Origin of the sequence: Sphaerotilus microaerophilus (genome assembly GCF_023734135.1) — a bacterium.
Taxonomy (GTDB): Bacteria; Pseudomonadota; Gammaproteobacteria; order Burkholderiales; family Burkholderiaceae_C; genus Sphaerotilus; species Sphaerotilus microaerophilus.
Genome location: NZ_AP025730.1, coordinates 1,439,867 through 1,463,681 on the forward strand (window position 1 = coordinate 1,439,867; position 23,815 = coordinate 1,463,681).

Sequence of the window (23,815 nt, forward strand, 5' to 3'; positions counted from 1 at the left end):
GGGGTTCAAGCGTGGTTCAGCAGCCACTGGCGCAGCTCGCCGACGCTGTGGGCCACGTGCAACGGCTCGTGGCCGGTCAACCGGGCCGGCTCGTGGGCTCCGTAGGCGACGGCGACGCTGGCGGTCCCGGCGTTGGCGGCCAGCTGCAGGTCGTGGGTGGTGTCGCCGATCATCAGCGTGCGTTCGGCGTCCACGCCCAGCTCGGCCATCAGCTCCATCAGCATCTGCGGGTGCGGCTTGGAAAGCGTCTCGTCGGCGGTGCGGGTGGCGTCGAACAGGCCATGCAGGGCGGCGTGCTGCAGCGCCTCGTTCAGGCCCTGGCGGCTCTTGCCGGTGGCCACCGCCAGCAGGTGCTGGCGCTCGCGCAGCACCTGCAGCAGCGCCGGGATGCCTTCAAACAGCGTCAGCTCGTGCTGTTCGCGGAAGTAGTGGTGGCGGTAGCGCCGCCCCAGTTCAGGGTAGCGCTGGGGCGAGAGGCCGGGCACGGCGTGCTGCAGCGCGTCATGCAGGCCCAGGCCGATCACGTAGGCGGCGGCCTCGTTGCTCGGCACCTGCACGCCCAGGTCGCGGCAGGCGGCCTGGATGCAGCGCACGATCAGCGCGGTGGAGTCGAACAGCGTGCCGTCCCAGTCGAAGACGATCAGGTCGAAGCGGCGGTGCTGCCGGGGGGTGAACGGGGCGGAACTCATGGGGTGCTGGCCGCTGCCGCCGGGGCGGTGGTCGGCAGGAGGGGGGCTGAGGACAGGCGGGACAGGAGTGTCGCGCACTCCGGTGGCAGCGGCGCTTCCAGCTCGATGCGTTCCCCACTGGCCGGATGGTCGAAGGCCAGCCGGCGTGCGTGCAGGAACATGTGCTCGAAGCGGCAGCCCGGCACCGCCGTGCCGCGCGCGAGTGCCTTGTTGACGGCGAAGTCGCCGTACTTGTCGTCGCCGACGATGGGGTGGCCGGCCTGCTGCAGGTGCACGCGGATCTGGTGGGTGCGGCCGGTCTTGATGGTCACGTCCAGCAGGGTGTGGCCCGGCAGGGCCTGCACCACCCGCACCAGGCTGATCGAACGCCGGCCGTCGGGGTGGTCGGCCGGGACCGCCTTCACGCGGCGCTCGCCCGCGGCGTCGAGGTACTTGTGCAGCGCCACGTCGATCACCTTGAGCGCGGCCGGCCAGGCGCCAATCACCAGCGCCGCATAGGTCTTGCCCGTCTCGCGCTGGCGGAACTGGTCCTGCAGCGCAGTCAGTGCGCTGCGCTTCTTGGCAATCAGCAGGATGCCGGAGGTCTCGCGGTCCAGCCGGTGCACCAGTTCCAGGAAGCGCGCCTCGGGCCGGGCCCGGCGCAGCTGCTCGATGACGCCAAAGCTGACCCCCGAGCCGCCGTGCACCGCCACGCCGGCGGGCTTGTCGATGGCCAGAAGGTGCTCGTCCTCGAAGAGCAGCGGGAACTCGCGCGCCGGCACCGCAGCGCCCTCGGCGGGGTCGCGCTCGGCCAGGCGCAGCGGCGGCACGCGCACCTCGTCACCGGCCTCCACGCGGGTGTCGGCGCCAGCACGGCCCTTGTTCACCCGCACCTCGCCGCTGCGGATGATGCGGTAGACGAGCGTCTTGGGCGCGCCCTTCAGTTCGCGCAGCAGGAAGTTGTCCAGCCGCTGCCCGGCGCTGCCCTCGTCGACGACCAGGTGCCGCACCGCGGCGGCGCCAGCGCCGACCGGCGATGCAGCGGGCGCCGTGGCCGGCTTGACGCGCAGGGGCGTGGGCGCTGCCGGCCGGCCTGGGGTGATGATCGGCGCCGTGGATCGGGGATTCCCCCCCGGGCGGGGCTTGCGCGGGGCGGGGGAATCACCGGCTTTTCTGCCCGGTGTCCTGCCTGCCGATACCCCTATAATCTTTCGCACCACGTTCACGCTGTAAGTGTTTGATTTGTCAGAGTTTACCGGGCACCGCAGCGGGAAGTGGGGAGTCGGCCGGCCGCGCCTGAGGTGCGCAGGGCGATTCCATCGGTGATGCAGCGTCGGGTGCTGCCCATGGTGCCGCCTCCCAAGGTGAGCCGGCGGATGGGTGAGCCAGGCGCAAGAATTCACGCTGACAGGACTTCATCACAAGGTTTCCGGCTGCAGCCGGGGCCCATCGCTGCTGCCGATCCAAGGGGGTCGGGTGGCGGCGGCGGCGCCGAGGCTGTGGCCTGCGTCCGGCAAGGGACGCGTCGTTGCATGCCCATGTCCATCCTCCCCACGAGTGCCCCCGCGCTCGCCTGCCTCCTCCCCCGGGTGAAGCCCGGCGGAGCCGGCGGGCGTGTCGAGCCGCTGGCGCCTCGGGCTGCCCACCGCGCGCCACTGTCGCGCCGGATGCGCGGCACAGTGCCCTGCCGGTCGGTCGGCCGGCATCACGGGATGGCCTTGGGGCCGGCAGCGGCGCCTCGCAAGCCGGCGCACGCGCCAACGCTGCCGGTCTGAGGGTGGGCGGCATCGAGCCGCCACGCCTGCACCGACCGCAGTCCAGGGCGATTCCTTCACGGTGCTGTTGCGCTGAGTTCGTGCATCGACGTCAGGTTGCCGCCGGGTTTTGACCCGGTGGTGACGTTTTGCATGAGCGTCGTGTGCGGCCACAGGCTGCCACGGTGCAACAGGAGACCGCATGAAGCGCATGCTCATCAACGCCACGCAGCCCGAGGAAAGGCGCCTGGCGATCGTCGACGGCCAGAAACTGCTCGATTTCGAAACCGAGATCGAGGGCCGCGAACAACGCAAGGGCAATATCTACAAGGCCGTCGTCACGCGCGTCGAGCCCTCCCTGGAAGCGTGTTTCGTCGACTACGGCGAGGACCGCCACGGCTTCCTGCCGTTCAAGGAAATCTCGCGCCAGTATTTCAAGGAAGGCGTCAGCGTCCGCGACGCCAAGATCTCCGACGTCATCTCCAACGGCCAGGAGCTGCTGGTCCAGGTCGAGAAGGAAGAGCGTGGCAACAAGGGCGCGGCGCTGACCACCTTCGTCAGTCTGGCCGGGCGCTACCTGGTGCTCATGCCCAACAACCCGCGCGGCGGCGGCGTGAGCCGGCGCATCGAGGGTGAGCAGCGCGAGGAGCTCAAGGAGAACCTCGACCAGCTCGAATACCCCAAGGGCATGAGCCTGATCGCCCGCACCGCCGGCATCGGCCGCACGGCGCCCGAGCTGCAGTGGGACCTCAACTACATGCTCAAGCTGTGGACCGCCATCGACGAGGCGTCCAGGGCCGGCCGGGGTGCCTTCCTGATCTACCAGGAATCGTCGCTGGTCATCCGAGCGATCCGGGACTACTTCACCGCCGACATCGGCGAGATCCTGATCGACACGGACGACATCTACGAGCAGGCCAAGCAGTTCATGAACCACGTGATGCCGGAGACGGCCAATCGCGTGAAGCGCTACCGCGATGACGCGGCGCTGTTCAGTCGCTTCCAGATCGAGCACCAGATCGAGACGGCCTTCAGCCGCACGGTGAACCTGCCCTCGGGCGGCGCCATCGTGATCGACCACACCGAGGCGCTGGTCGCGGTGGACGTCAACTCGGCGCGCGCCACCCGTGGCGGCGACATCGAGGAAACCGCCACCCGCACCAACCTCGAAGCCGCCGACGAGATCGCCCGCCAGTGCCGCCTGCGCGACCTGGGCGGCCTGATCGTGGTCGACTTCATCGACATGGAAGAGAGCAAGAACCGCCGCGAGGTCGAACAGCGCCTGCGCGACGCGCTGCGCTTCGACCGTGCCCGCGTGCAGTTCAGCTCGATTTCCAAGTTCGGCCTGCTCGAACTCAGCCGCCAGCGCCTGCGCCCGGCGCTGAGCGAGGGCTCGCACATCACCTGCCCGCGCTGCAACGGCACCGGCCACATCCGCGACACCGAGTCGTCGGCGCTGCAGATCCTGCGCATCATCCAGGAGGAGACGCTGAAGGAGAACACCGCCGCCGTGCACGTGCAGGTGCCGGTGGAGGTGACCAGCTTCCTGCTCAACGAGAAGCGCACCGAGATCACCAAGATCGAGCTCAAGCAGCGCTGCACGGTGCTGCTGGTGCCCAACAAGCACCTGGAGACGCCGAACTACAAGCTGGAGCGCCTGCGCCACGACGACCCGCGTCTGGAGAACCTCAGCGCCAGCTACACGATGATCGAGGAGCCGGACGAGGAAGTTGGTATCACCCGGCGCGAGAAGAACGCCAAGCCCCGGCAGGAGCCGGTCATCAAGGGCGTGCTGCCCGACCAGCCGGCGCCCGTTGCGGCGCCCAAGCCCAAGCCCGAGCCGGTCGCTGCGCCGGCCCAGCCGGTGGCCCATTCAGCTGCGGCTCCCGCGTCGGCACCGGTTGCCACCGCCGCGCCGGCGGCTGCGGCTGGCAACGGCTTCTTTGGCTGGGTGCGCAAGCTCTTCGGCATGGCGCCGACGGTGGCGCCCGAGGTGGCTCCGGCCGAAGCGGTGCCGGCGGTACAGGCCCCGGCTGCGGCGAAACCGGCCGAACGCGAGGGCCGTGAAGGCCGTGGCGAGCGCGGTGGCCGCGAAGGCCGCGGTGAACGCAGGGACGGCCGCGGCGAGGGCCGGGGTGACCGAGGCGAGCGCCGCCGCAACGGCGAAGGCGCCAAGGGCGAGGCCCGCGCCGAGCGTCAGGGTGAGCGCCAAGGAGAACGCCAAGGAGAGCGCCCGAATCGTGGTGAACGCCCCGACCGGGCTGAACGTGGTGAGCGTCCCGAACGCGCTGAGGGCCGCAACGGCAACGAGCCGCGCCGCGAGCGCCAGGTAGGCGACGAGGCCGGCCGCGGTCCGCGCACCGACCGGCGTGCGCTGGCCACCGTCGCCGAGGGGGCAGCAGCAGACGTGTCTGCACCGGCCTTCGAGGACACCCAGCCGCAGGGCGCCGAGAGCGATGCAGACCGGGACGGCCGCCGCCGCCGCCGCGGTGGCCGCTCGCGCCGCGAGCGCGAGGAAGGCCAGGGCCGCGTCGAGAGCCAGGAGCTGAACGCCGAACTGGGCGCCGAGGCCGCCGTGCCGCTGACGCAGGTCGAAGGCACCGCTGGCGAGGCCGGGGCCGTACCGGTGACGGCGGTGGACGAGGCGGCTGCCGAGGGCGCTGATGCACAGCGCGACGGCCGCCGCCGCCGCCGTGGCCGCGGTCGCGGCCGTGAGGAGGGCGAGGGCGTCGAGGGTGGCGAGTCCGCTGCCGCACAGGCACAGGCCGAGCCGGCCATGGAAGGCGCTGCGCCTGCCGCGGTGGCTGCCCAACCCGAGGCCATCGCCGCTCCGGTCGAGCCCATCGTGGTCGAGGTTGCGCCGGTGGCCGCGCCGCTCGCCGTGGCGCAGCCCTACGTGCTGCCGCTGGATGCCCTGGCCGAACTGGCGCGCGGCGCCGGCCTGGAATGGGTCAACAGCGATGCCGACAAGGTCCGTGCGGTGCAGGAGGCAATTGCCTCCGAGCCAGCGCCCGTGCGCGTGCCGCGGGTGATCAAGCCGGTGGTGCTGATCGACGAAGGCCCGCTGGTGCTGGTCGAGACGCGCCGCGATCTGGCCGGCCTCACCCTCCCGTTCGAGCGGGGCTGATCGACCGGCGAGAGGCCCTCGCCATTGAACCCGGGCCCTGGTTGTTCCAGGGCCCCCAAGCCGCCCGGCTGCTGTCCGGCGGCTTTTTTGCGTCCATGCGCTCAAGCGTTCAGCGGGGGGAGCTCGGTGTTTCTGCGCGCGGATCGTGTTGCTTGATTGTCGAATCCGCCGGTCAATGGGCTTGTCAAGCCCCTGAATGCGTGAACTATTTCTCTTCAACTCCTATATTACAAACGGTAACTCTGTGCTGATCAGTGGATCCCGCGGCATCCGACCCTGGGGCCGAGCACATGCGAGGAGATGTGTCATGTGGCGTCGTGTGCCTTGTGCACTGTGGGCTGCTCTGGGCGCGCTGGCGCTGGCAGCCTTGGCCTGGTCGGCACTCGGGCGGGGTGATGCGGCGGCGCAGACCGTGCGCAAGCATGCACAGGCCGATGCCGGGCAGATCCTGCAGGCAGCAGGCTTCCCCTGGGCGCGCCTGGAGATCGACGACGAGGTGGGGCGCATCGTGGGCGATGCCCCCTCGCTGGCGCAGCGCGCCGCGGCCTTCACGGCAGCCGGGACCTTGCTGATGCCGATGATGGGTTCGCCCGGTGTCTTTGCCCGGCTGGAGGATCGGCAGACGTCCAGCCTGCCCGGGCTGCCGGAGCTGCCCGCAGCGGGCGACGCGCCCCCTGTACCCTCGCGGCCCGGGGAGGCTGGGGCCGAGGCCACCAAGGCCGGCAACGCAGCGTCTGCTGCGTCCGCTGTCACTGCTGCTTCCGCTGCCACTGCTGCCGCGGCGGACTGCCAGCGGGCGATGGCGCGGCTGCTGCAGGCCCAGCAGATGCGATTCAAGCTCGCCTCGGCCGAGTTGGCGCCGGGCAGCGCCCCGCTGCTCAAACGCCTGAGCGAACAGGCCCTGCGCTGCCCGCAGGCAGGCATCGTGGTGCAAGGGCATACCGACGCCCAGGGCGATGCCGGCGCCAACCTCGCCCTGTCGCGCCGGCGTGCCGATGCGGTGGTGGCGGCGCTGGTCAAGGACGGTGTGCCTGCTGCGCGATTGAAGGCCGAGGGCCTGGGCGAGAGCCGCCTGCTCGATGCCACTGACACGCCGGCCGCCCACGAACGCAATCGCCGCATCGAGTTCCATCTGGCACCGTCGACGCGCTGAGGCGCGCGGCGGATCCACGCTCCCACCCCCCTTCGACGCCATCGCGCGGAGATCACCATGTACCTGCTCAGCCAGTTGTGGCTCCATCTCGTGCTTGCCTGCCTGGCTGGCGCGGCATTCGGGTTTGCGCTCCGCCTCCTGTGTTCGCGACGAGCGCAGGACGCCCAGAGGCAGGCCCAGCGTGACGAAGCCGAACAGGCCCGGCGCGCCCACGTGGGCGAGATGGCGGCCCTGCGCGACAGCCATGCGCAGGCGCTGGCCGCGGGCCAGGCCGACCTCGACGCCAGCCAGGCCCGGGCCGCAGACCTGCAGGAGCGCAGCGACCGGCTGGCGCAGGACCAGCGTGAGGCGATGGAGCGCATCGGCTTGCTGGGCCAGGAGGTGGAGAGCCACCGCAGCAGCAGCCAACGCCTGGCTGAGACGCTCGCCGAAACCCAGGCGCAGGCCGGCAAGGTCGGGCAGGCGTTTGAGGGCCTGCGGGCGGAGCACTCCGAGTTCAAGGACGCCAGCGTCGCGCAGCTCAGCGCACTGCAGGCCCGGCTGGACGCCGCCCAGGGCGAGAAGGAGGCGCTGGCCGAGTTGCAATCCGCGACCGCCGGCGAGCTGGATGCCGCCCGGCAGCGGTTGGTCGACCAGCAGGCCCAGGCAGAGGCTCGGCAGGCGCAGTGGGATGCCACGCGCGCGCAGCTCGACGCCGAGCAGCAGCAGGCGCAGCAGCGCCAAGCCGATCTGAGCGGGCAACTGGAGGCGGTCCAGGCCGAGGCCGGCCGGCTGAGCGATGCCCTCGACGGTGAGCGCAGGGCCGCCCTGGCTGCCGCAGCGGCAGCGGCTGCCGCGGCCGGTCTGGCTGCCCAGACACAGCAGTCAAAGCTCGACGAGTTGCATGCGCGCCTGGCCGAGCAGGGCCAGCGCGTGGCGGCAGCCACCGAGCGCGCGGGCCTTGCCGAGGCGGACCTGGCGCGTGTCGACGAAGAGAGGGCCGCCGTCGCGGCCGACCTGGAGCGCAGCCGCCAGAGCGAGGCCGCTACCCTGGCGGAGCGCGATGAGCTCTCGGCGGCCCTGGCCCGCATCCAGGCGCAGGCGGGTGCGCTGCAGGCCGAGTTGAGCGAATCGCAACAGGCCAGGCAGGGGCTTGAAGCCGCGCAGGCCGTGTTGCGCGGGGCGTTTGAGGCTGCTCAGGCCGCGGTGCAAATGCACCAAGCGGCCGCGCAGAACCACCAGGCTGAAGCGCAAGCCCTCCAGGCCGAGGTGAGCCGCCTGAGCCTTGCATTGGACGGCGAGCGGGAGGCCGCCCTCACTGCCGCAGCGGCAGCGGCGGCCGCTGCGGGCCTGGCCGCCCAGGCACATCACGCGAAGCTCGATGCGCTGCAGGCCGATTTGAGTGAAGTGCGTGAATCCAGGCAGGCGCTGGAGGCGGCGCTGGCCCTGCATCTGGGCGAGCGTGACGAGGCACGGCGCGAGCGTGAAGAGGCCCGGCGCGAAGCGGCTGCAGCAGCCCAGCGGCAGGAGCAGGAGCAGGCCCAGTGGCGCAGTGAGCTGGCAGAGGCCCAGGCGGTCTCGGCCCGCGAGCGTGAAGGGGCTGTCGCTGCGGCCGCTTCTGCCATGGCGGCGGCGGGTGCTGCGGCGCTGGCCCACCGGCGGGCCGTCAGCGCACTGGAATCGCAGGTGGCCCATTCGGACGCCAAGGCGAATGAGGCCCTGTCGCAACGGGCGGCCATCGAGGCCGACCTGGCGGGCAGCCGGCAGGAGCTGGCTGCGCGATCGGCGGCGCTGGAGGCACTGCAGACGGAGCTGGAGGCCGCGCAGGAAGCCGGCTCGCGTGCCGCTGCGGCCCTGGCCCGGGAACGCGATGAGCTGCGTGACCAGCTGCAGGCCGCCTCGCTGCGCATGCGCGACGAGGCCGATGCCGCCCGGCGCGCCCACGGCCTGGCGCTGACCGAACAGCGCGAGGCCCACGCGAGTGCCTGGGCGCAGAGCGAGGCCCGCACGGCCGAACTGGCGCAGCAGCAGCAGACCTTGCAGGCGCAGCTGGAGGCCGCGCAGGTGAGCCTGCAGAAGCAGGCTGGCGAGCTGGACGTGCTGCACACGACCCTGGCCGCGAACGATGAGCAGCTGGCGGTGCTGGCCGCGCGTGCCCGGGCCGAGCGTGAGCGCAAAGAGGCCCTGGAGTCGATCCTGGCCAGCGCGCGGGATTCGTTCGCCCATCAGGACGGCGAATCGCAGCAGCGCATCGGCGAGCTCACCGCCGAGGTCGAACGCCTGCGGGCCCTGACCGACCTGGCATCGGTCGCGGTCGCTGCCGAAGTCGAGACCGTTGCTGCGCGGGCGCCGGTGTCTGCGCTGGCGCTGCTGTCCAAGGAGGAGATGGCAGGGCTGGTGCTGGCCGCCGGGGCGGGGCAGCCGCCGCAGGGTGTCGCGGCCGACCGGGGCGAGCCCGACGATCTGAAGATCATCGACGGCATCGGGCCTGTCAACGAGCGCTGGCTGCACCAGCAGGGTGTGTGGTACTTCTGGCAGATCGCCGCCTGGCTGGCGCCGGAGGTGGCCTGGGTGGCGCACCACCTGCCCAACTTTGGCTCCCGGGTCTACCGGGAGAACTGGGTGGCCCAGGCCGCGAAACTGGCCGCGCAGGGCGACGCGGCCACCAACGCCGCAACGGCCTGACGGCACTCTGCCCGGGCGGGCCCGCGTTCAGCCGGCCAGCAATTCCAGCGCGCGCTGGTAGGCCGGCTGGTGCATCAGCTCGTCCCAGGGCAGCGGCGGGGTGCGAGGCAGCAGGTCCAGGCGGCGCGCCTCGCTGTCCGGGTTGGGCGACCAGTCGCCGCGGGCCTGGGCGTCGGCCAGGCCGTCGAGCAGCTCGTCCACCGCGCTGCCGCCATCGAGCGACTGGTTGCACAGCAGCACGAGGTCGCAGCCGGCCTGCAGCGCCAGCAGCGCGGCGTCGGTGTAGCTCAGCGTCGCGGCACCGTTCGCTCCCTTCACCCCCGGCACGCGCCGGGCGGCCTCCATGCTCAGGTCGTCGCTGAACACCGCTCCCTGGAAGCCGAGCCGGCCGCGCAGCACCTCCTGCAGCCAGCGCTCGGAGAAGCCGGCCGGGCGGCGATCCACCTTCGGGTAGATCACGTGGGCCGGCATCACCGCGCCGAGCACCGTGCCGAGGGCGCCGTAGGGCAGCGCATCGTCGGCCAGGATGGCGCTGAGGCTGCGCTCGTCACGCGGCACGGCGACGTGGCTGTCGGCTTCCGCCCAGCCGTGGCCGGGGAAGTGCTTGCCGCAGTTGGCCATGCCCGCCTGCAGCAGGCCGTGCATCAGGCTGCGCGCCAGCATCGTCACCACGCGCGGGTCGCGGTGGAAGGCGCGGTCGCCGATCACGCCGCTGCGGCCATGGTCCAGGTCCAGCACCGGGGTGAAGCTCAGGTCGACGCCGCAGGCGCGCAGCTCGGCGGCCAGCACGTAGCCCGCGGCGCTGGCCATCTCGCAGGCGGCCAGGGCACCGCTGCCGGGGCGGCCCTTGTGACCTTTGGCATCGTCGCGCATCCAGCGCTCGCCCAGCGCACGCATGGCTGGCAGGTGGGTGAAGCCGTCGCTGCGAAAGCGCTGCACCCGCCCGCCCTCGTGGTCGACGCAGACCAGCACGTCCGGGCGGATGTCCTTGATCTCGTCGATCAGCCCGGTCAGCTGGGCGCGGTCGCGCCAGTGGCGCGCGAAGAGGATCAGCCCGCCGGTGAGCGGGTGTTCCAGCCGGCGGCGGTCATCGGCGTTCAGTTCGGGGCCGGCGATGTCGAGGACGACGGGGGCGAGTTCGTGCATGGCGGGGCGGGGCGGGGCGGTTCAGGCCGTAGGGGGTCCGTCGGGCAGGCGCTCGACGACGACGAAGCTGGTGGCGTAGTCGCTCTCGTCGGTGAGGCTGACGTGGGCGCTCAGGTGACGGGCGTCGAACCAGGCCGCCAGCTCGCCGTGCAGGCGCAGGGTGGGCTGGCCGCTGGGCAGGTTGAGGGTCTCGCAGTCGCGCCAGCGCATCGGCGCATGCAGGCCCAGGCCGATGGCCTTCGAGAAGGCCTCCTTGGCCGAGAAGCGCGTCGCCAGGTAGGTGACGCCGCGCTTGTCCACCCGGGCGCGCCGGGCGTGGAAGACGCGCAACTCGTCCGGGCCGAGCACGCGCTCGGCAAATCGGTCACCGTGGCGCGCGAGGGCGGCGGCGATGCGCCGGATGTCGCAGATGTCGGTGCCGACGCCGAAGATCACGGCGCGTACGCGCGCTGGATGCAGCGCTGGTAGTCGCGGATGGTCTCGGTGTAGCCGAGTTCCAGCGCATCGGCGATCAGCGCATGGCCGATCGACACCTCCATCACGCCGGGCACGGCGCGCAGGAAGTCGCTCAGGTTGTCGCGGTTCAGGTCGTGGCCGGCATTGAGCTCCAGACCCACGGCCAGCGCGGCCTCGCCAGCGCGCACATAGCGCGTGAGCACCTCGGCTTGCTGCGGCGTGCCCCAGGCGCTGGCGTAGGCCTCGGTGTAGAGCTCGACGCGGTCGGCGCCCACCTCGCGGGCGGCGCGCATCATCTCGGGGATCGGGTCCATGAAGAGGCTCACGCGCACGCCCAAGGCCTGGCACTCGGCGATCAGCGGGCGCAGGCGCTCGGCATCGTCCGGGAAGGTCCAGCCGTGGTCGGAGGTGAACTGGCCCACCGAGTCGGGCACGAAGGTGGCCTGGTGCGGGCGAACCTGGCGGATCACGTCCATCAGGTTATGGAAGGGGTTGCCCTCGATGTTGTATTCGATCGCGGGCCAGGCCTTGAGCAGCTCGGCCAGGTCGGTCACGTCGTGGGCGCGGATGTGGCGCTCGTCGGGTCGCGGGTGCACCGTGATGCCCTGCGCGCCGGCTTCCAGCACGATCTGCGCGGCCTTGGTGACGCTCGGGATGCCGAGGTGGCGGGTGTTGCGCAGCAGGGCGACCTTGTTGAGGTTCACCGACAGGGCGGTGCGGCCGCCGTGGGCGCCGTGGTGGCCGGGTTCGGGAGCGACGAGGGGGTTCATGCGCAGGTCAATCGATGAGCTTCTGGACCTCGACCATCAGCGCGCGGGTGCGCAGCGTCGAGGTGCCCAGATGATAGTGAAGCAGCTGGCGCAGCTGGCTGCGCAGTTCGGGCAGGGCGCCCAGGCAGGCCTGGCGCAGGCCCGCGAGGTCGCCGGCCGACAGTGCCGCCTGCAGTGCCACCAGCGTGGCGCCGGTGATGCCGCTGATGCTGCCGGGGGGGCCTTCGGCCTGGGCGCACACGCCCACCTCGGGCGCCAGCTGGTGGCGCGCGCTGGCGGCCACGGTGGATTGGGTGGCGGTGATGCGCGAGAGCTCGGGCAGCACGCCCGTCTCGCTGAGCAGGCAGAGCTCGAAGGCGCGCAGCGCGGCGGCCACCTCGGCCTCGTCTCCGGTGGCGAGCACCGGCAGGGAGGCGGCGTAGGCGTCGAACAGCGCCGGGTGCGGGTCGTGGCGCGCCAAGCCGCGCAGCAGCAGCTCGTTGAGGTGGAAGCCCGCCAGCAGCGCGGCGCCGCCGAGCATCGGGCCGCCACCGGCCCACTCGGCGCTGCGCAGCAGGGAGACCTCGGTGCCCTGTTCCTCACGCTTGCTGCCCAGCAGGACCATGATCCGCTGGAAGGGCAGCAGCACTGCGCGCAGCTGCGAGTAGGGCCGCTTGGCGCCCTTGGCGATCGCGGCGACGCGGCCCTGCTCGCGCGTGAACAGCTCCAGGATCAGGCTGGATTCGCTCCAGTCGTGGTGGTGCAGTACATAGGCCGCCAGCGGCTGTGGCGCGGCGCGGCGGGTGGCCATGGCGAGCCGGGCGCCTTACTCGTAGCCGTAGCTCTTCAGGCGCTGCTCGTCGTCGGCCCAGCCGGAGCGCACCTTGACCCACAGTTCCAGGAAGACCTTGCCCTCGCTGAGCCGTTCCAGCTCCTGTCGGGCCTCGCTGCCGATGCGCTTGAGGCGCTCGCCGCCTTCGCCGATCACCATGCCCTTGTGGGCGTCACGCTCGACGATGATGGTCGCGGCGATGCGGCGCAGGTTGCCTTCCTCGGTGTACTGGTCGATCTGCACCGTCGAGGTGTAGGGCAGCTCGTCGCCGGTGAGGCGGAACAGCTTCTCGCGGATCAGCTCGGCGGCCAGGAACTTCTCGCTGCGGTCGGTCAGCGCATCCTCGTCGTAGTACCAGCCCTGCTCGGGCAGCAGCGGGCGGATGATGGTCAGCAGCCGGCTCGCGTCGTCCTTCTTCGTGGCCGACAGCGGCACGAACTCGGTGAAGGGGTGGCGCGCCTGCATCTGCTGCAGCCAGGGCAGCAGGTCGGAGCGGCGGTGGATCAGATCGAGCTTGTTGGCCACCAGGATGACCGGCTTGCCCGGCGGAATCAGCCGCAGCACCCGCTCGTCGTCCGAGCCGAAGCGCCCGGCCTCGACGAGGAAGAGCACCACGTCCACATCGCCCAGCACCGATTGCACGGTCTTGTTGAGGTTGCGGTTCAGCGCCGCCGTGCCGCGCACCGTGTGGCGGGTCTGGAAGCCGGGCGTGTCGACGAAGACGAACTGCGTGTCGCCCTCGGTGGTGATGCCGGTGATGCGGTGCCGGGTGGTCTGCGCCTTGCGCGAGGTGATGCTGACCTTCTGGCCGATCAGCGTGTTCAGCAGCGTGGACTTGCCCACGTTGGGCCGCCCGACGATCGCGACCAGGCCGCAGCGCTGGCCGTCGGCACCGGGGATGGTCATGCCGGCAGAAGGCGGTGTGTCCGAGTCGTCCGACGCATCGGGCACCTCAGGGACGTCCGGAACCGAGTCGGAGGCGTTGCCGTCGTCGGCGGGGTCGGGCAGGGGGTCGGCGTTCATTCGGGGAGGGCGCTCAGGCGCGTCAGGACTTCTCGGGCGGCTTCCTGCTCGGCGGCGCGGCGCGAGCGCCCCTCGCCGCGGCCTTCAATGCCCAGGGCGGGTACGCTGCAGCCGACCTCGAAGATCTGGTCATGGGCGCGGCCGCGGGTGGTCTCGATGCGGTAGTCGGGGACCGGCAGCTTGCGCGCCTGCAGCCATTCCTGCAGCTGGGTCTTGGCGTCCTTGGCCCAGGACTGGGTGGCGGTCTCGGACACCAGCGGCTCGAACAAGCGGCGCACCAGCCCCTGGGCAGCGTCGAAGCCGGCGTCGCGGTAGACCGCGCCGATGATGCCCTCCATCGCGTCGGCCAGGATCGACGGGCGCTGGGCACCGCCGCCACGCGCCTCGCCTTCGGACAGGCGCAGCACCTCGGGCAGCTGCAGCGACAGCGCAAGCCGGTGCAGCATGTCCTGGCGCACCAGGTGGGCGCGCACGCGGGTCAGGTCGCCCTCGGGCGAGCTGTCGTACTGGTCGAACAGCAGGTCCGAGACCGCGAGGTTCAGCACCGCGTCGCCGAGGAACTCCAGCCGCTCGTTGTGGTCGGCACCGTGGCTGCGGTGGGTGAGGGCGCGCACCAGCAGGCGCCTGTCACGGAAGACGTGACCCAGGCGCTGCTGCAGGGCATCGAAGGGAGAACTCAAGGTGGCGGGCCGGGGCAGGGCTGAAGAATGGCGAGAGGGACGGATGGAAGGGGGAACAGGGGCGAAGGACAGAGGTGCGCGGGTCAGTTGGAGCGCGCGCGGTACTTGATCAGCAGCGAGACCGGGCCGATCAGCTCGATCTCCTTGTCGTAGGCGAAGGCCACCACCACGCGGTCGTTCTCCTTGGTGATGACGAGGTCCTTGCCGGAGATCGAGGTGATCGAGTACTCCACGTCCTTGTAGCGATCGAAGGCGGTGCGGATCTCGGAGACCGTGCTGCCGCCGCTCTGCGCCACCTTCTCGATCGCGCGCTTGGCGGTGTAGTACTCGTTGACGGTGGGCACCACCCGCAGGGTCAGCAGCAGGACCGTTGACACCAGGATGGCCCAGAACACCAGGCTGATGAGCGTCAGGCCGCGCTGGCCCCGGCGCTGGAGCATGGGGGAGGTGTGCTGCGCTGTGGTCATCCCGGTTCTCCTCGATCGATGGGGCTCACCTGTACCGCCGACTCACTGGAAGGCGCCGATGCGCTTGAGGCTGCCGAAGTTCATCCAGACGAAGAAGGCACGTCCGACGATGTTCTCGTCCGGCACGAAACCCCAGAAGCGCGAATCTTCCGAATTGTCGCGGTTGTCGCCCATCATGAAGTAGTGGCCGGCCGGCACCTTGCAGGTCACGCCTTCGGCGGTGTAGCGGCAGTTCTCCGAGCCCGGGAAGCTGCGCGCGCGCATGCCGTAGCTCGACGGCAGGCTGGGGTCGACCAGGATGCGGTGGTTCACCACCGCGCCAGCAGCGCCAGCACCCGCACCATTGCCGCTGCCCGGCAGATCCTCCTGGAACTGCTTGGCGTAGCTGCGCTGGTGCTCCTCGTAATAGTCGTCCAGTGCCTTGAGCGGCACGGGCTGGCCGTTCACGCTGAGCTTCTGGTTGATGTAGGCGATCTCGTCGCCCGGCACGCCGACCACGCGCTTGATGAAGTCGATGCTGGGGTCCACCGGGTAGCGGAACACCATCACGTCGCCGCGCTTGACCGGGTTGTTGTCGATGACCTTCTTGTTGATCACCGGCAGGCGCACGCCGTAGTGGAACTTGTTGACCAGGATGAGGTCGCCGATCTCCAGCGTCGGGATCATCGAGCCCGAGGGGATCTTGAAGGGCTCGAACAGGAAGGAGCGCAGCAGGAAGACCAGCAGGATGACCGGGAAGAGGCCGGCCGTCCAATCCAGCCACCAGGGCTGGGCGAGGACCCTCTGGCGCGCTTCCTCGACGTTGCCGTCCACCTGCTGGATGCCCAGGCGCTGCAGTTCGGCCCGGCGGGTGGCGTCCTGTGTGGCCAGCGTGCTGGCTGCGGCCTGGCGGCGCGGCAGGAAGACGAAGCGCTCGGCCAGCCAATAGGCCAGCGTCACGAGGGTGAGGAGGAACAGCAGCAGGGAGAAGTTCCCGTTCCACTTGCCGAGATACCAGCCCGTGCCGTAGGCGACGAGGCAGGCGTAGAGGATGCCGGTGAGGGTGCCCATTCAGTGTCCGATAGTTCAGTCTTCGACCTGCAGGATGGCGAGGAAAGCCTCCTGCGGCACCTCGACGGAGCCGATCTGCTTCATGCGCTTCTTGCCGGCCTTCTGCTTTTCGAGCAGCTTGCGCTTGCGGGTGATGTCACCACCGTAGCATTTTGCCAGCACGTTCTTGCGCAGTGCCTTCACATCCTCACGGGCGATGATGTTGGCGCCGATGGAGGCCTGGATGGCCACGTCGTACATCTGGCGCGGGATCAGCGTGCGCATCTTGGCCACCACCGCGCGCCCACGGTACTGGCTTTGGGAACGGTGCACGATCATCGCCAGCGGGTCGACCCGGTCGCCGTTGATCAGGATGTCGACCTTGACCACGTCGGCGGCGCGGTACTCCTTGAACTCGTAGTCCATCGACGCGTAGCCACGGGTGGCGGACTTCAGCTTGTCGAAGAAGTCGAGCACGATCTCGGCCAGCGGCAGCTCGTAGGTCAGCATGACCTGCTTGCCGTGGTAGGCCATGTTCAGCTGGATGCCGCGCTTCTGGTTGCACAGCGTCATCACCGTGCCCACGTAGTCCTGCGGCATGTACAGGTGCACCGTGACGATGGGCTCGCGGATCTCCTGGATCTTGCCCTGGTCGGGCATCTTGCTGGGGTTTTCGACCTGCAGCACGGTGCCGGTGGCCAGCTCTACCTCGTAGACCACGCTGGGCGCGGTGGTCACCAGGTCCTGGTCGAACTCGCGCTCCAGGCGCTCCTGCACGATCTCCATGTGCAGCAGGCCCAGGAAACCGCAGCGGAAGCCGAAGCCCAGCGCCTGCGAGACTTCCGGCTCGTAGCGCAGCGAGCTGTCGTTGAGCTTGAGCTTCTCCAGCGCGTCGCGCAGCTGGTCGTACTCGCTCGCCTCGGTGGGGTACAGGCCGGCGAAGACCTGCGGCTGGATTTCCTTGAAGCCCGGCAGCGCCTCGGTGGCGGGGCCGGCGTTGTTCGGCAGCTTCTTTTCCAGCGTGACGGTGTCGCCCACCTTGGCGGCGGCCAGTTCCTTGATGCCGGCGATGATGAAGCCCACCTCGCCCGCCTTGAGCACATCGCGGTTCTCGCTCTTGGGCGTGAAGACGCCCAGGTGCTCGATCGGGTAGACCGTGTTGGTGGCCATCATGCGGATGCGCTCGCCCTTGGCGAGCTGGCCATCGACCATGCGCACCAGCATCACGACGCCGACGTAGTTGTCGAACCAGGCATCGATGATCATCGCCCTCGGCGCACCGTCCGGATTGCCCCTGGGTGCCGGCATGCGCGTGATGACGGCCTCCAGGATCTCGTCGATGCCCATGCCGGTCTTGGCCGAGCAGGGAATGGCGTCGTCGGCGTCGATGCCGATGACGTCCTCGATCTCCGCCTTGGCGTTGTCCGGATCCGCCGAGGGCAGGTCCATCTTGTTGAGCACCGGCACCACCTCCACGCCCAGGTCGAGCGCGGTGTAGCAGTTGGCCACCGTCTGCGCCTCGACGCCCTGAGACGCGTCGACCACCAGCAGCGCGCCTTCGCAGGCCGACAGCGAGCGGCTCACCTCGTAGGAGAAGTCGACGTGTCCGGGGGTGTCGATCAGGTTGAGCTGGTAGCTCTGGCCATTGCGCGCGATGTAGGTCAGCGCGGCGGTCTGGGCCTTGATCGTGATGCCGCGCTCGCGCTCGATGTCCATCGAGTCGAGCACCTGCGCCTCCATCTCCCGGTCCGACAGGCCCCCACAGCGCTGGATGATCCGGTCCGCCAGCGTGCTCTTGCCGTGGTCGATGTGGGCAATGATGGAGAAATTTCTGATGTGGTCCATGGGGGGCCGGAGCTGGTTCTCAGCTTGCCCCGGGCCGCACGGTGGCGGCGTCGCCTTGAGGGTACAAGCTGGCTTCGCGCAGCGAAATCGGAGGCGGCGTGAGCCGCCTGGGCGGCGCTACAAAAAAAAGGCACGTCCAATCGTTGACGCGCCCTCCAACAAAAAGGTATGGCAACTGCTTTGCTGGGCTTTCATTGTAGTCAAAACGCCCTGCGGCCCCCCGCATGCGGCCCCGCATCGGACCCAGGGCCCGCACCGCAGGCCACCGGATGGCGCTCAGGCTCGCCTCAACGCCCCGGGCGGATCACGGCGTACTGGGCCCACTCGCCGCGGCGGAACAGCAGGTTCAGCGGCCGGCCCTTGTCCTGCCGGGCCACCAGCGCCTCCAGCTGCTTCACGTCGGTGACCTCCGTGTTGGCCAGCGAGAGGATCACGTCGCCCTCGCGCAGGCCGGCGCGTGCCGCAGCGCCATCGACGGCGTCGATGCGCACACCCGCCTTGAGCTTGAGCTCGCGGCGCTGCGCCTCGCTGAGGTCGCTCACGCTCAGGCCCAGGGCCGCCAGCGCGGCCGGGGCCGGCTTGGCCGGCTTCTCGGCGCCGCCGTTGGCCGGTGCGGTCGCCTTGGCTTCCGCCTCCAGCTCGGCCACCGTGACGCTCAGCTCCTTGTTGCTGCCGCGGCGGAACACCTGCAGCGTGCTGCGCGTGCCGGGCCGGGTCGCGCCGACGAGGCGGGGCAGATCGTTCCAGCGCTCCACCGCCTTGCCGTCGAAGCGGGTGATGATGTCGCCCGCCTCCAGGCCGGCCTTGTCGGCCGGGCCACCGGGCTCGACGCTGCGCACCAGCGCGCCGCCGGCCTTGCCCAGGCCGAGCGACTCGGCCACGTCCTTGGTCACCTCACCGATCTGCACGCCGATGCGCCCGCGCACCACCCGGCCTTGGCTGCGCAGCTGGTCGGCCACACGGCTGGCTTCGTCGATCGGGATGGCAAAGGAAATGCCCATGTAGCCGCCCGAGCGGCTGTAGATCTGGGAGTTGACCCCCACCACCTCGCCGCGCAGGTTGATCAGCGGGCCGCCGGAGTTGCCCGGATTGATTGCCACGTCGGTCTGGATGAAGGGCACCAGGTCGCCGGTGTCGCGCGCCTTGGCGCTGACGATGCCGGCGGTCACGGTGTTGTCCAGGTCGAAGGGCGAGCCGATCGCGATGACCCACTCACCCACCCGTACGCGGTTCACGTCGCCGAAGCGCACCGCCGGCAGTCCGCTCGCCTCGATCTTCAGCACGGCCACGTCGGTGCGCTTGTCCGCGCCGATCACCTTGGCCTTGAATTCGCGCTTGTCGGTCAGGCGCACCGTTACCTCGTCGGCGCCATCGACCACATGGGCGTTGGTCATCACGTAGCCATCGCTGCTGATGACGAAACCGGAGCCGACGCCGCGCGGTACCGACTCCTCGTCGTCCGGGCTGTCCTGCCGGGGCTGTGGCTGCGGCTGGCCGCGACGCGGATCGATGCGCGGGATCGGGATGCCGAAGAAGCGGCGCAGGAATTCCTGCATCTCCTCGTCCGGGCCGCCGCCTTCGGCGCGCGCGGTGCGGACCTTGGACTGGGTGCGGATGTTCACCACCGACGGGCCGACCTGCTCGACCAGGTCGGCGAAATCCGGCAGGCCGCGGGCGGCCGGCGCCGTTGTGCTGGGCCGGGTGGTGGCGGATTGGGCCGTGGCGTCGCGGTGCGACACCAGCGACAGCGCCACGCCGCCGGCGCACAGCAGCGCGGCAGAGGCAACGAGCCAGGTGCGGGCGGTGCGGGGCAGCGCGCGCTGCGGCTGCGCCTCGGACAGTCGATCAGGCATGGGGTCCTCGGTTCAAGGGGGCGAAGTCAGTGGATCGCGGGTGGGCGGCGCCGTACCGGTCGCCCGCCGGACGCTCTTGGAGCGGTCAGGGCCGGCGGCGTTCCATGCCGCTCGAAAATTGTTGCAGCGTCACCAGGGGCACGTCGCCGACCGCGGTGATCCACCAATCGTTCAGGCGGCGGCTCAGGGCCTGCGTCGCTCCCCAGGCAGCGGCGGCATCCCGGTGGTGCACGCTGGCATCGAAGGGTTCAACGAAGATCGACACGAGCGTGAGGCCGTCGCTGAAGGTGGCCTGCAGCAGGCCGGTGCTGGCGTCCGAGGCCAGGGCACCCGCCGGGCTCGCCCCGGCCTGTGCCGGGGCCGCGGCGCTGGCGCTGGCGCTGGCGCTGCGGGCGGCGGCTCGCTCGCCAGGGCGCAGCGGGCGCAGCACGCAACGCACCAGCGTGAAGCTGGGTGGCAGCGCCCGCAGCAGCCAGCCTTCGCGTTCGAGCTCGCAGCGGGGCAGGGATGAGCGTTGGATGCGATAGCCGTCCAGCCGGCGCATCTCCTGCAGCAGGGCCTGTGGCTGCACAGGGGCGTCGAGTTGCAGCTCGGAGAAGGAGGAGGACTCGATCACCTCGCCACGTGCGCCCAGCGTGTCGGCGCGCAGCAGCAGGCCGCTGTGACGCTCCAGCCACAGGCGCTGCGCATAGCGGTAGGTGTCCCGCGGGCGCAAGGTCACCACCTGGGCCTCGTGCCCGGCGGCCCGGTCGGCGGTGGTGGATTGCAACTCGTAGGCGTCGAGGGCGCCAGGGGCATCGCCGATGTTGGCGACCGGGAACCCGGGCAGCAGCTCGCGCTGCTCGATCGACGCCTCGCGCGTCTTCGGCCAGAAGACGTGCACGGTGTCGTTGTGGCGGTAGAGGCGGCGCATCTGGCCGTCCAGCGCCTCGATGCGTTCGATCTGCTGTCGCCCGTCGGCGAAGTGGGTAACGCGCGAGCTGCTGATCACGCCACCCGCGTTCACCACGAAGGTGCCGCTGTAGCTGCGCCGTTGGGCCGCATCCTGGATGCGGCGCACCACCGCCTGGGCATCGCCGAGCGTGGTCGCCGAGGCCGCCTTGCCAGGGCCTGGGCTGCCCGCGACCGCCCAGCCCAGGCCGCTGCTGATCAGCACCCCCGTCACCAATGCGCTGCGCCATGTCCTGCGGCGCTGCTCCAGCCGGGCGGACATCAGCGGGGGCCGGCGTCGTAGGCGGCGTTGCGCAGGTAGCCTGCAGCCGGGCTCAGTGTCGTGCTGCCCGAGTACTCGCGGTGCGCGCGCAGGTAGCGGGCCATCTCGGCTTCGGCCAGGGTGGCTCGTTCGTCCGCACCGACGGCCGATGCCGCGGTGGCCACGGTGGGGGGAGACCACCATGAGGCGCTGCCGTCTGGATCGCTGCGTGTGGACCACACTGCGCCGGCCACCATGACCACCCCGGCAGCCACGCCCACAGGCGTGGCCCAGCGTGACCGCAACGACGGCAACAACGCCCGGCGCCGCGCGTGCGTGACCACGGTGCCCGTTCCCAGGCCCCTCGCATTCCTGGCCCCCGCACCGACCGCGGCCGCGGGCTGCGCCTGGCCTGCGTCGGCACGCGTGGGCGCCAGGACCACCGGCTCGCACTCCAGCCGCTCGCGCAGCCGGCTCATGAACGCTCCATCGCGGGTGGCCGGTGCGGCGAGTTCCTCGCTGCGCAGCACATCGCCGATGAGGTGATAGGCATGCCAGTCGGCGCGGCACTGCCGGTCCGTGCGCCATGCCGTGCACAGCGATGCCACCTGGGACCCGTCGAGCTCGCCGTCCATCAGGGCCGACATCGCAGCCCGATCACTGCCCGCGGGCAGTTCGCTGTGGTTCATCTCGCACTCCAGAGGGGGGCCGCGCTCACCATCGCTGCCCCTTCTTCGTATCCAGCAAAGGCCGCAGCCGCTCGGCAATCGCCTCGCGGGCCCGGAAGATGCGCGATCGCACCGTCCCGATCGGACAGTCCATCGCTTCGGAGATCTCGTCGTAGGACAGGCCTTCCACCTCCCGCAGGAGGATCGCCTGGCGCAGGTCGTCCGGCAACGCCTCGATCGCCTTGTTGACCGTCGCCGCGATCTCCCGGCTGGCCAACACCGCCTCGGGTGTTTCCCCATCGCTTAGTTCGCGCTCGGGCCGGTAAGTTTCCTCGTCATCCTGCCGAGCGCAGGCCAGTGCACTCTCGGTGATGACGGGGTCGCGCTTGAGGTCGGCCAGGGTCTTCTTGGCCGTGTTGACCGCGATGCGGTACAGCCAGGTGTAGAAGGCGCTTTCACCCCGGAACTGCGGCAGCGCGCGGTAGGCGCGGATGAAGGTCTCCTGGGCCACGTCAGCCACCAGGTCGCTGTCGCGCACGAACCGCCCGATCAGGCGTTCGATGCGGCGCTGGTACTTCACCACCAGCATCTCGAAGGCGTGCACCTCGCCGCGCTTGGCGCGCTCGACGAGTTGGGCGTCTGCGTCGGTGGTCATCCGGGATGGGCCGAGTCTGGCGCAGACGGCGGGTCGGCAGGGGAGGGGGGCGTCGCGGGGGAGGTCATGCGGCGCGAGGAATATAGCGCACAGCGCAGACCGTGCCAGCGGCCACCCAGGTCGGCTTCGGAGAGGGCCACCCAGCTGGCCTGGGGCCGCCTCGGCGCCTGTACGGCAGCAGCTGTCAGGCGCAACAGCAGCCATCCCCCCAGGTCGATGCGCACCTGCACGTCACCGTGAACCGGTGCTTCCATGGCGGGCAGGCGCCAGGACCACTGCGCGCCATCCCAGCCGAGCGAGAGTGCCTGTCGCCCACCGGCGCGCCAGACCCCCATCAGCAGGCCGAGCATGGGCAGGGTGACCAGCGCCGGCAACGGGGCGAGGGCGTCAAGCTGAAGTCCGTGCAGCAGCCACAGCAGCAGCGTGCCGGCCGTGGCCGCGCACAGCGCGCGCGTACCGTACAGCCAGCCCCGGCTCGTGAGGGTGTCCAAGACGAACGAAGGGGCGGTGCGCATGTTGCGTCCGCCCCTGCGATGTGCGTCGATGCCCGTCGACCCGCCAGCCGCGTACCCCGCGCTGCCGGTCAGCTGCGGCGGAACACCAGCGTGCCGTTGGTGCCGCCGAAGCCGAAATTGTTCTTCACGGCGTACTCGATCGGCATCTCACGCGCGGTGTTGGCGCAGTAATCAAGATCGCACTCAGGGTCCTGATTGAAGATGTTGATGGTCGGTGGGGACACCTGATGGTGCAGGGCCAGCACGGAGAACGCCGATTCGATGCCGCCTGCGCCGCCCAGCAGGTGGCCGGTCATCGACTTGGTCGAGTTCACCACCAGCTTCTTCGCGTGGTCACCGAAGGCCAGCTTGATCGCGTTGGTCTCGTTGGCGTCGCCCAGCGGCGTCGAGGTGCCATGGGCGTTGACGTACTGCACCTGGTCGGCGTTGATGCCGGCATTGCGCAGTGCCAGGGCCATCGAGCGGCGCGGGCCGTCGACGTTCGGGGCGGTCATGTGATACGCGTCGCCCGTCATGCCGAAGCCGGACAGCTCCGCATAGATGCGCGCACCGCGCTTCTTCGCGTGCTCGTACTCTTCGATCACCATCACGCCAGCGCCTTCGCCGAGCACGAAGCCGTCGCGGTCACGGTCCCAGGGGCGCGATGCCGTGGCCGGGTCATCGTTGCGGGTTGACAGCGCACGCGCCGCGGCAAAGCCGCCCACACCCAGCGGCGAGACGGTGGATTCGGCACCGCCGGCGATCATCACGTCGGCATCGCCGTACTCGATCAACCTGGCGGCCAGGCCGATGCTGTGCAAGCCGGTGGTGCAGGCGGTGACGACCCCGAGGTTCGGGCCCTTGTAGCCGCACAGGATCGACACATGCCCGGAGATCATGTTGATGATCGAGGCCGGCACGAAGAACGGCGAGATGCGGCGCGGGCCACGTTCCAGGTACTCGCCGTGCGAGGCCTCGATCATCGGCAGACCGCCGATGCCGGAGCCCACCATCACGCCGATGCGCTCGGCCTGCTCGGCATCCAGCGCCTCGCCGGTGGCCAGGCCCGAGTCCTTGACCGCCTGCATCGACGCGGCGATGCCGTAATGGATGAAGGCATCCATGTGGCGGGCTTCCTTGGCGGGGATGTACTCCTCGATGTTGAAGCCCTTGACCTCGCCGGCAAAGCGCACCCCCATCTTCGACGCGTCGAAGCGCGTGATGTTGGCGATGCCGGATTGACCGGCCAGGAGGTTGGCCCAGGAGTCGGCAACGGTGTTGCCCAGGGGGGTCACCAGGCCGAGGCCGGTCACGACGATGCGGCGGCGGGTCATGCGTGTGTCAATGGCAGGACGGCGGG

The 23,815-nt window shown here is 70.4% G+C and carries 20 protein-coding genes; 3 read left to right on the plus strand and 17 right to left on the minus strand.

Annotated features, from left to right (window positions below; translation table 11 throughout):
• Positions 1-5 precede the first annotated feature (5 nt).
• Both NGK70_RS06380 and NGK70_RS06385 read right to left on the minus strand, forming a co-directional pair.
• On the minus strand, positions 6-689 hold the full coding sequence (locus NGK70_RS06380) for an HAD family hydrolase (protein WP_251972435.1): 684 nt from the start codon (positions 687-689) through the stop codon (positions 6-8).
• Positions 686-1,738, minus strand: coding sequence for an RluA family pseudouridine synthase (locus NGK70_RS06385; RefSeq protein WP_251973699.1), 1,053 nt, complete (start codon positions 1,736-1,738; stop codon positions 686-688). The genes NGK70_RS06380 and NGK70_RS06385 overlap by 4 nt, the downstream gene beginning before the upstream one ends.
• 886 nt (positions 1,739-2,624) lie before the next feature.
• Here NGK70_RS06385 and NGK70_RS06390 point away from each other — a divergent pair.
• From NGK70_RS06390 to NGK70_RS06400, 3 genes are all read left to right on the plus strand, one after another.
• A complete protein-coding gene (locus NGK70_RS06390) occupies positions 2,625-5,549 on the plus strand; it encodes an Rne/Rng family ribonuclease (protein WP_251972436.1) in 2,925 nt (974 codons plus the stop codon).
• A gap of 307 nt (positions 5,550-5,856) precedes the next feature.
• Positions 5,857-6,702: an OmpA family protein gene (locus tag NGK70_RS06395; RefSeq protein WP_251972437.1), complete on the plus strand. Its 846-nt coding sequence runs from the start codon at positions 5,857-5,859 to the stop codon at positions 6,700-6,702.
• A 57-nt stretch (positions 6,703-6,759) separates the two neighbouring features.
• A complete protein-coding gene (locus NGK70_RS06400) occupies positions 6,760-9,366 on the plus strand; it encodes a hypothetical protein (protein ID WP_251972438.1) in 2,607 nt (868 codons plus the stop codon).
• 27 nt (positions 9,367-9,393) lie between these two features.
• On the opposite strand, the gene nagZ is transcribed toward NGK70_RS06400, so the two are convergent.
• The 15 genes from nagZ to fabF form a co-directional block, all read right to left on the minus strand.
• A complete protein-coding gene (gene nagZ / locus NGK70_RS06405) occupies positions 9,394-10,512 on the minus strand; it encodes a beta-N-acetylhexosaminidase (RefSeq protein ID WP_251972439.1) in 1,119 nt (372 codons plus the stop codon).
• Between the two features lie 21 nt (positions 10,513-10,533).
• Positions 10,534-10,947, minus strand: a complete 414-nt coding sequence (acpS, locus tag NGK70_RS06410; RefSeq protein ID WP_251972440.1) for a holo-ACP synthase — start codon at positions 10,945-10,947, stop codon at positions 10,534-10,536.
• Complete coding sequence (locus NGK70_RS06415) at positions 10,944-11,738, minus strand: pyridoxine 5'-phosphate synthase (protein WP_251972441.1); 795 nt, start codon at positions 11,736-11,738, stop codon at positions 10,944-10,946. The genes acpS and NGK70_RS06415 overlap by 4 nt, the downstream gene beginning before the upstream one ends.
• A gap of 7 nt (positions 11,739-11,745) precedes the next feature.
• Entirely contained in the window at positions 11,746-12,528 is a 783-nt protein-coding gene (gene recO, locus NGK70_RS06420) for a DNA repair protein RecO (RefSeq protein WP_251972442.1), read from the minus strand.
• A 15-nt stretch (positions 12,529-12,543) separates the two neighbouring features.
• Complete coding sequence (era, locus tag NGK70_RS06425; protein WP_428985579.1) at positions 12,544-13,572, minus strand: GTPase Era; 1,029 nt, start codon at positions 13,570-13,572, stop codon at positions 12,544-12,546.
• A complete protein-coding gene (rnc, locus tag NGK70_RS06430) occupies positions 13,569-14,252 on the minus strand; it encodes a ribonuclease III (RefSeq protein ID WP_251972443.1) in 684 nt (227 codons plus the stop codon). Before rnc ends, era begins: the two co-directional genes overlap by 4 nt.
• A gap of 83 nt (positions 14,253-14,335) precedes the next feature.
• Complete coding sequence (locus tag NGK70_RS06435) at positions 14,336-14,719, minus strand: DUF4845 domain-containing protein (RefSeq protein WP_251972444.1); 384 nt, start codon at positions 14,717-14,719, stop codon at positions 14,336-14,338.
• Positions 14,720-14,761: 42 nt separating this feature from the next.
• A complete protein-coding gene (lepB, locus tag NGK70_RS06440; RefSeq protein WP_251972445.1) occupies positions 14,762-15,769 on the minus strand; it encodes a signal peptidase I in 1,008 nt (335 codons plus the stop codon).
• A 15-nt stretch (positions 15,770-15,784) separates the two neighbouring features.
• Positions 15,785-17,593 (minus strand): translation elongation factor 4, encoded by a 1,809-nt coding sequence (lepA, locus tag NGK70_RS06445; RefSeq protein WP_251972446.1) that lies wholly within the window; start codon positions 17,591-17,593, stop codon positions 15,785-15,787.
• A gap of 287 nt (positions 17,594-17,880) precedes the next feature.
• Positions 17,881-19,446: a DegQ family serine endoprotease gene (locus tag NGK70_RS06450; protein ID WP_251972447.1), complete on the minus strand. Its 1,566-nt coding sequence runs from the start codon at positions 19,444-19,446 to the stop codon at positions 17,881-17,883.
• An 85-nt stretch (positions 19,447-19,531) separates the two neighbouring features.
• Positions 19,532-20,659, minus strand: coding sequence for a MucB/RseB C-terminal domain-containing protein (locus NGK70_RS06455; protein WP_251972448.1), 1,128 nt, complete (start codon positions 20,657-20,659; stop codon positions 19,532-19,534).
• A complete protein-coding gene (locus NGK70_RS06460; protein WP_251972449.1) occupies positions 20,659-21,327 on the minus strand; it encodes a sigma-E factor negative regulatory protein in 669 nt (222 codons plus the stop codon). The genes NGK70_RS06455 and NGK70_RS06460 overlap by 1 nt, the downstream gene beginning before the upstream one ends.
• Positions 21,328-21,352: 25 nt before the next feature.
• A complete protein-coding gene (gene rpoE, locus NGK70_RS06465; RefSeq protein ID WP_251972450.1) occupies positions 21,353-21,961 on the minus strand; it encodes an RNA polymerase sigma factor RpoE in 609 nt (202 codons plus the stop codon).
• Positions 21,958-22,476 carry a hypothetical protein gene (locus NGK70_RS06470; protein WP_251972451.1) on the minus strand — a complete coding sequence of 173 codons (519 nt, stop codon included), beginning with the start codon at positions 22,474-22,476 and terminating at the stop codon, positions 21,958-21,960. Before NGK70_RS06470 ends, rpoE begins: the two co-directional genes overlap by 4 nt.
• A 68-nt stretch (positions 22,477-22,544) precedes the next feature.
• Entirely contained in the window at positions 22,545-23,789 is a 1,245-nt protein-coding gene (fabF, locus tag NGK70_RS06475) for a beta-ketoacyl-ACP synthase II (RefSeq protein ID WP_251972452.1), read from the minus strand.
• Between the last annotated feature and the right edge of the window lie 26 nt (positions 23,790-23,815).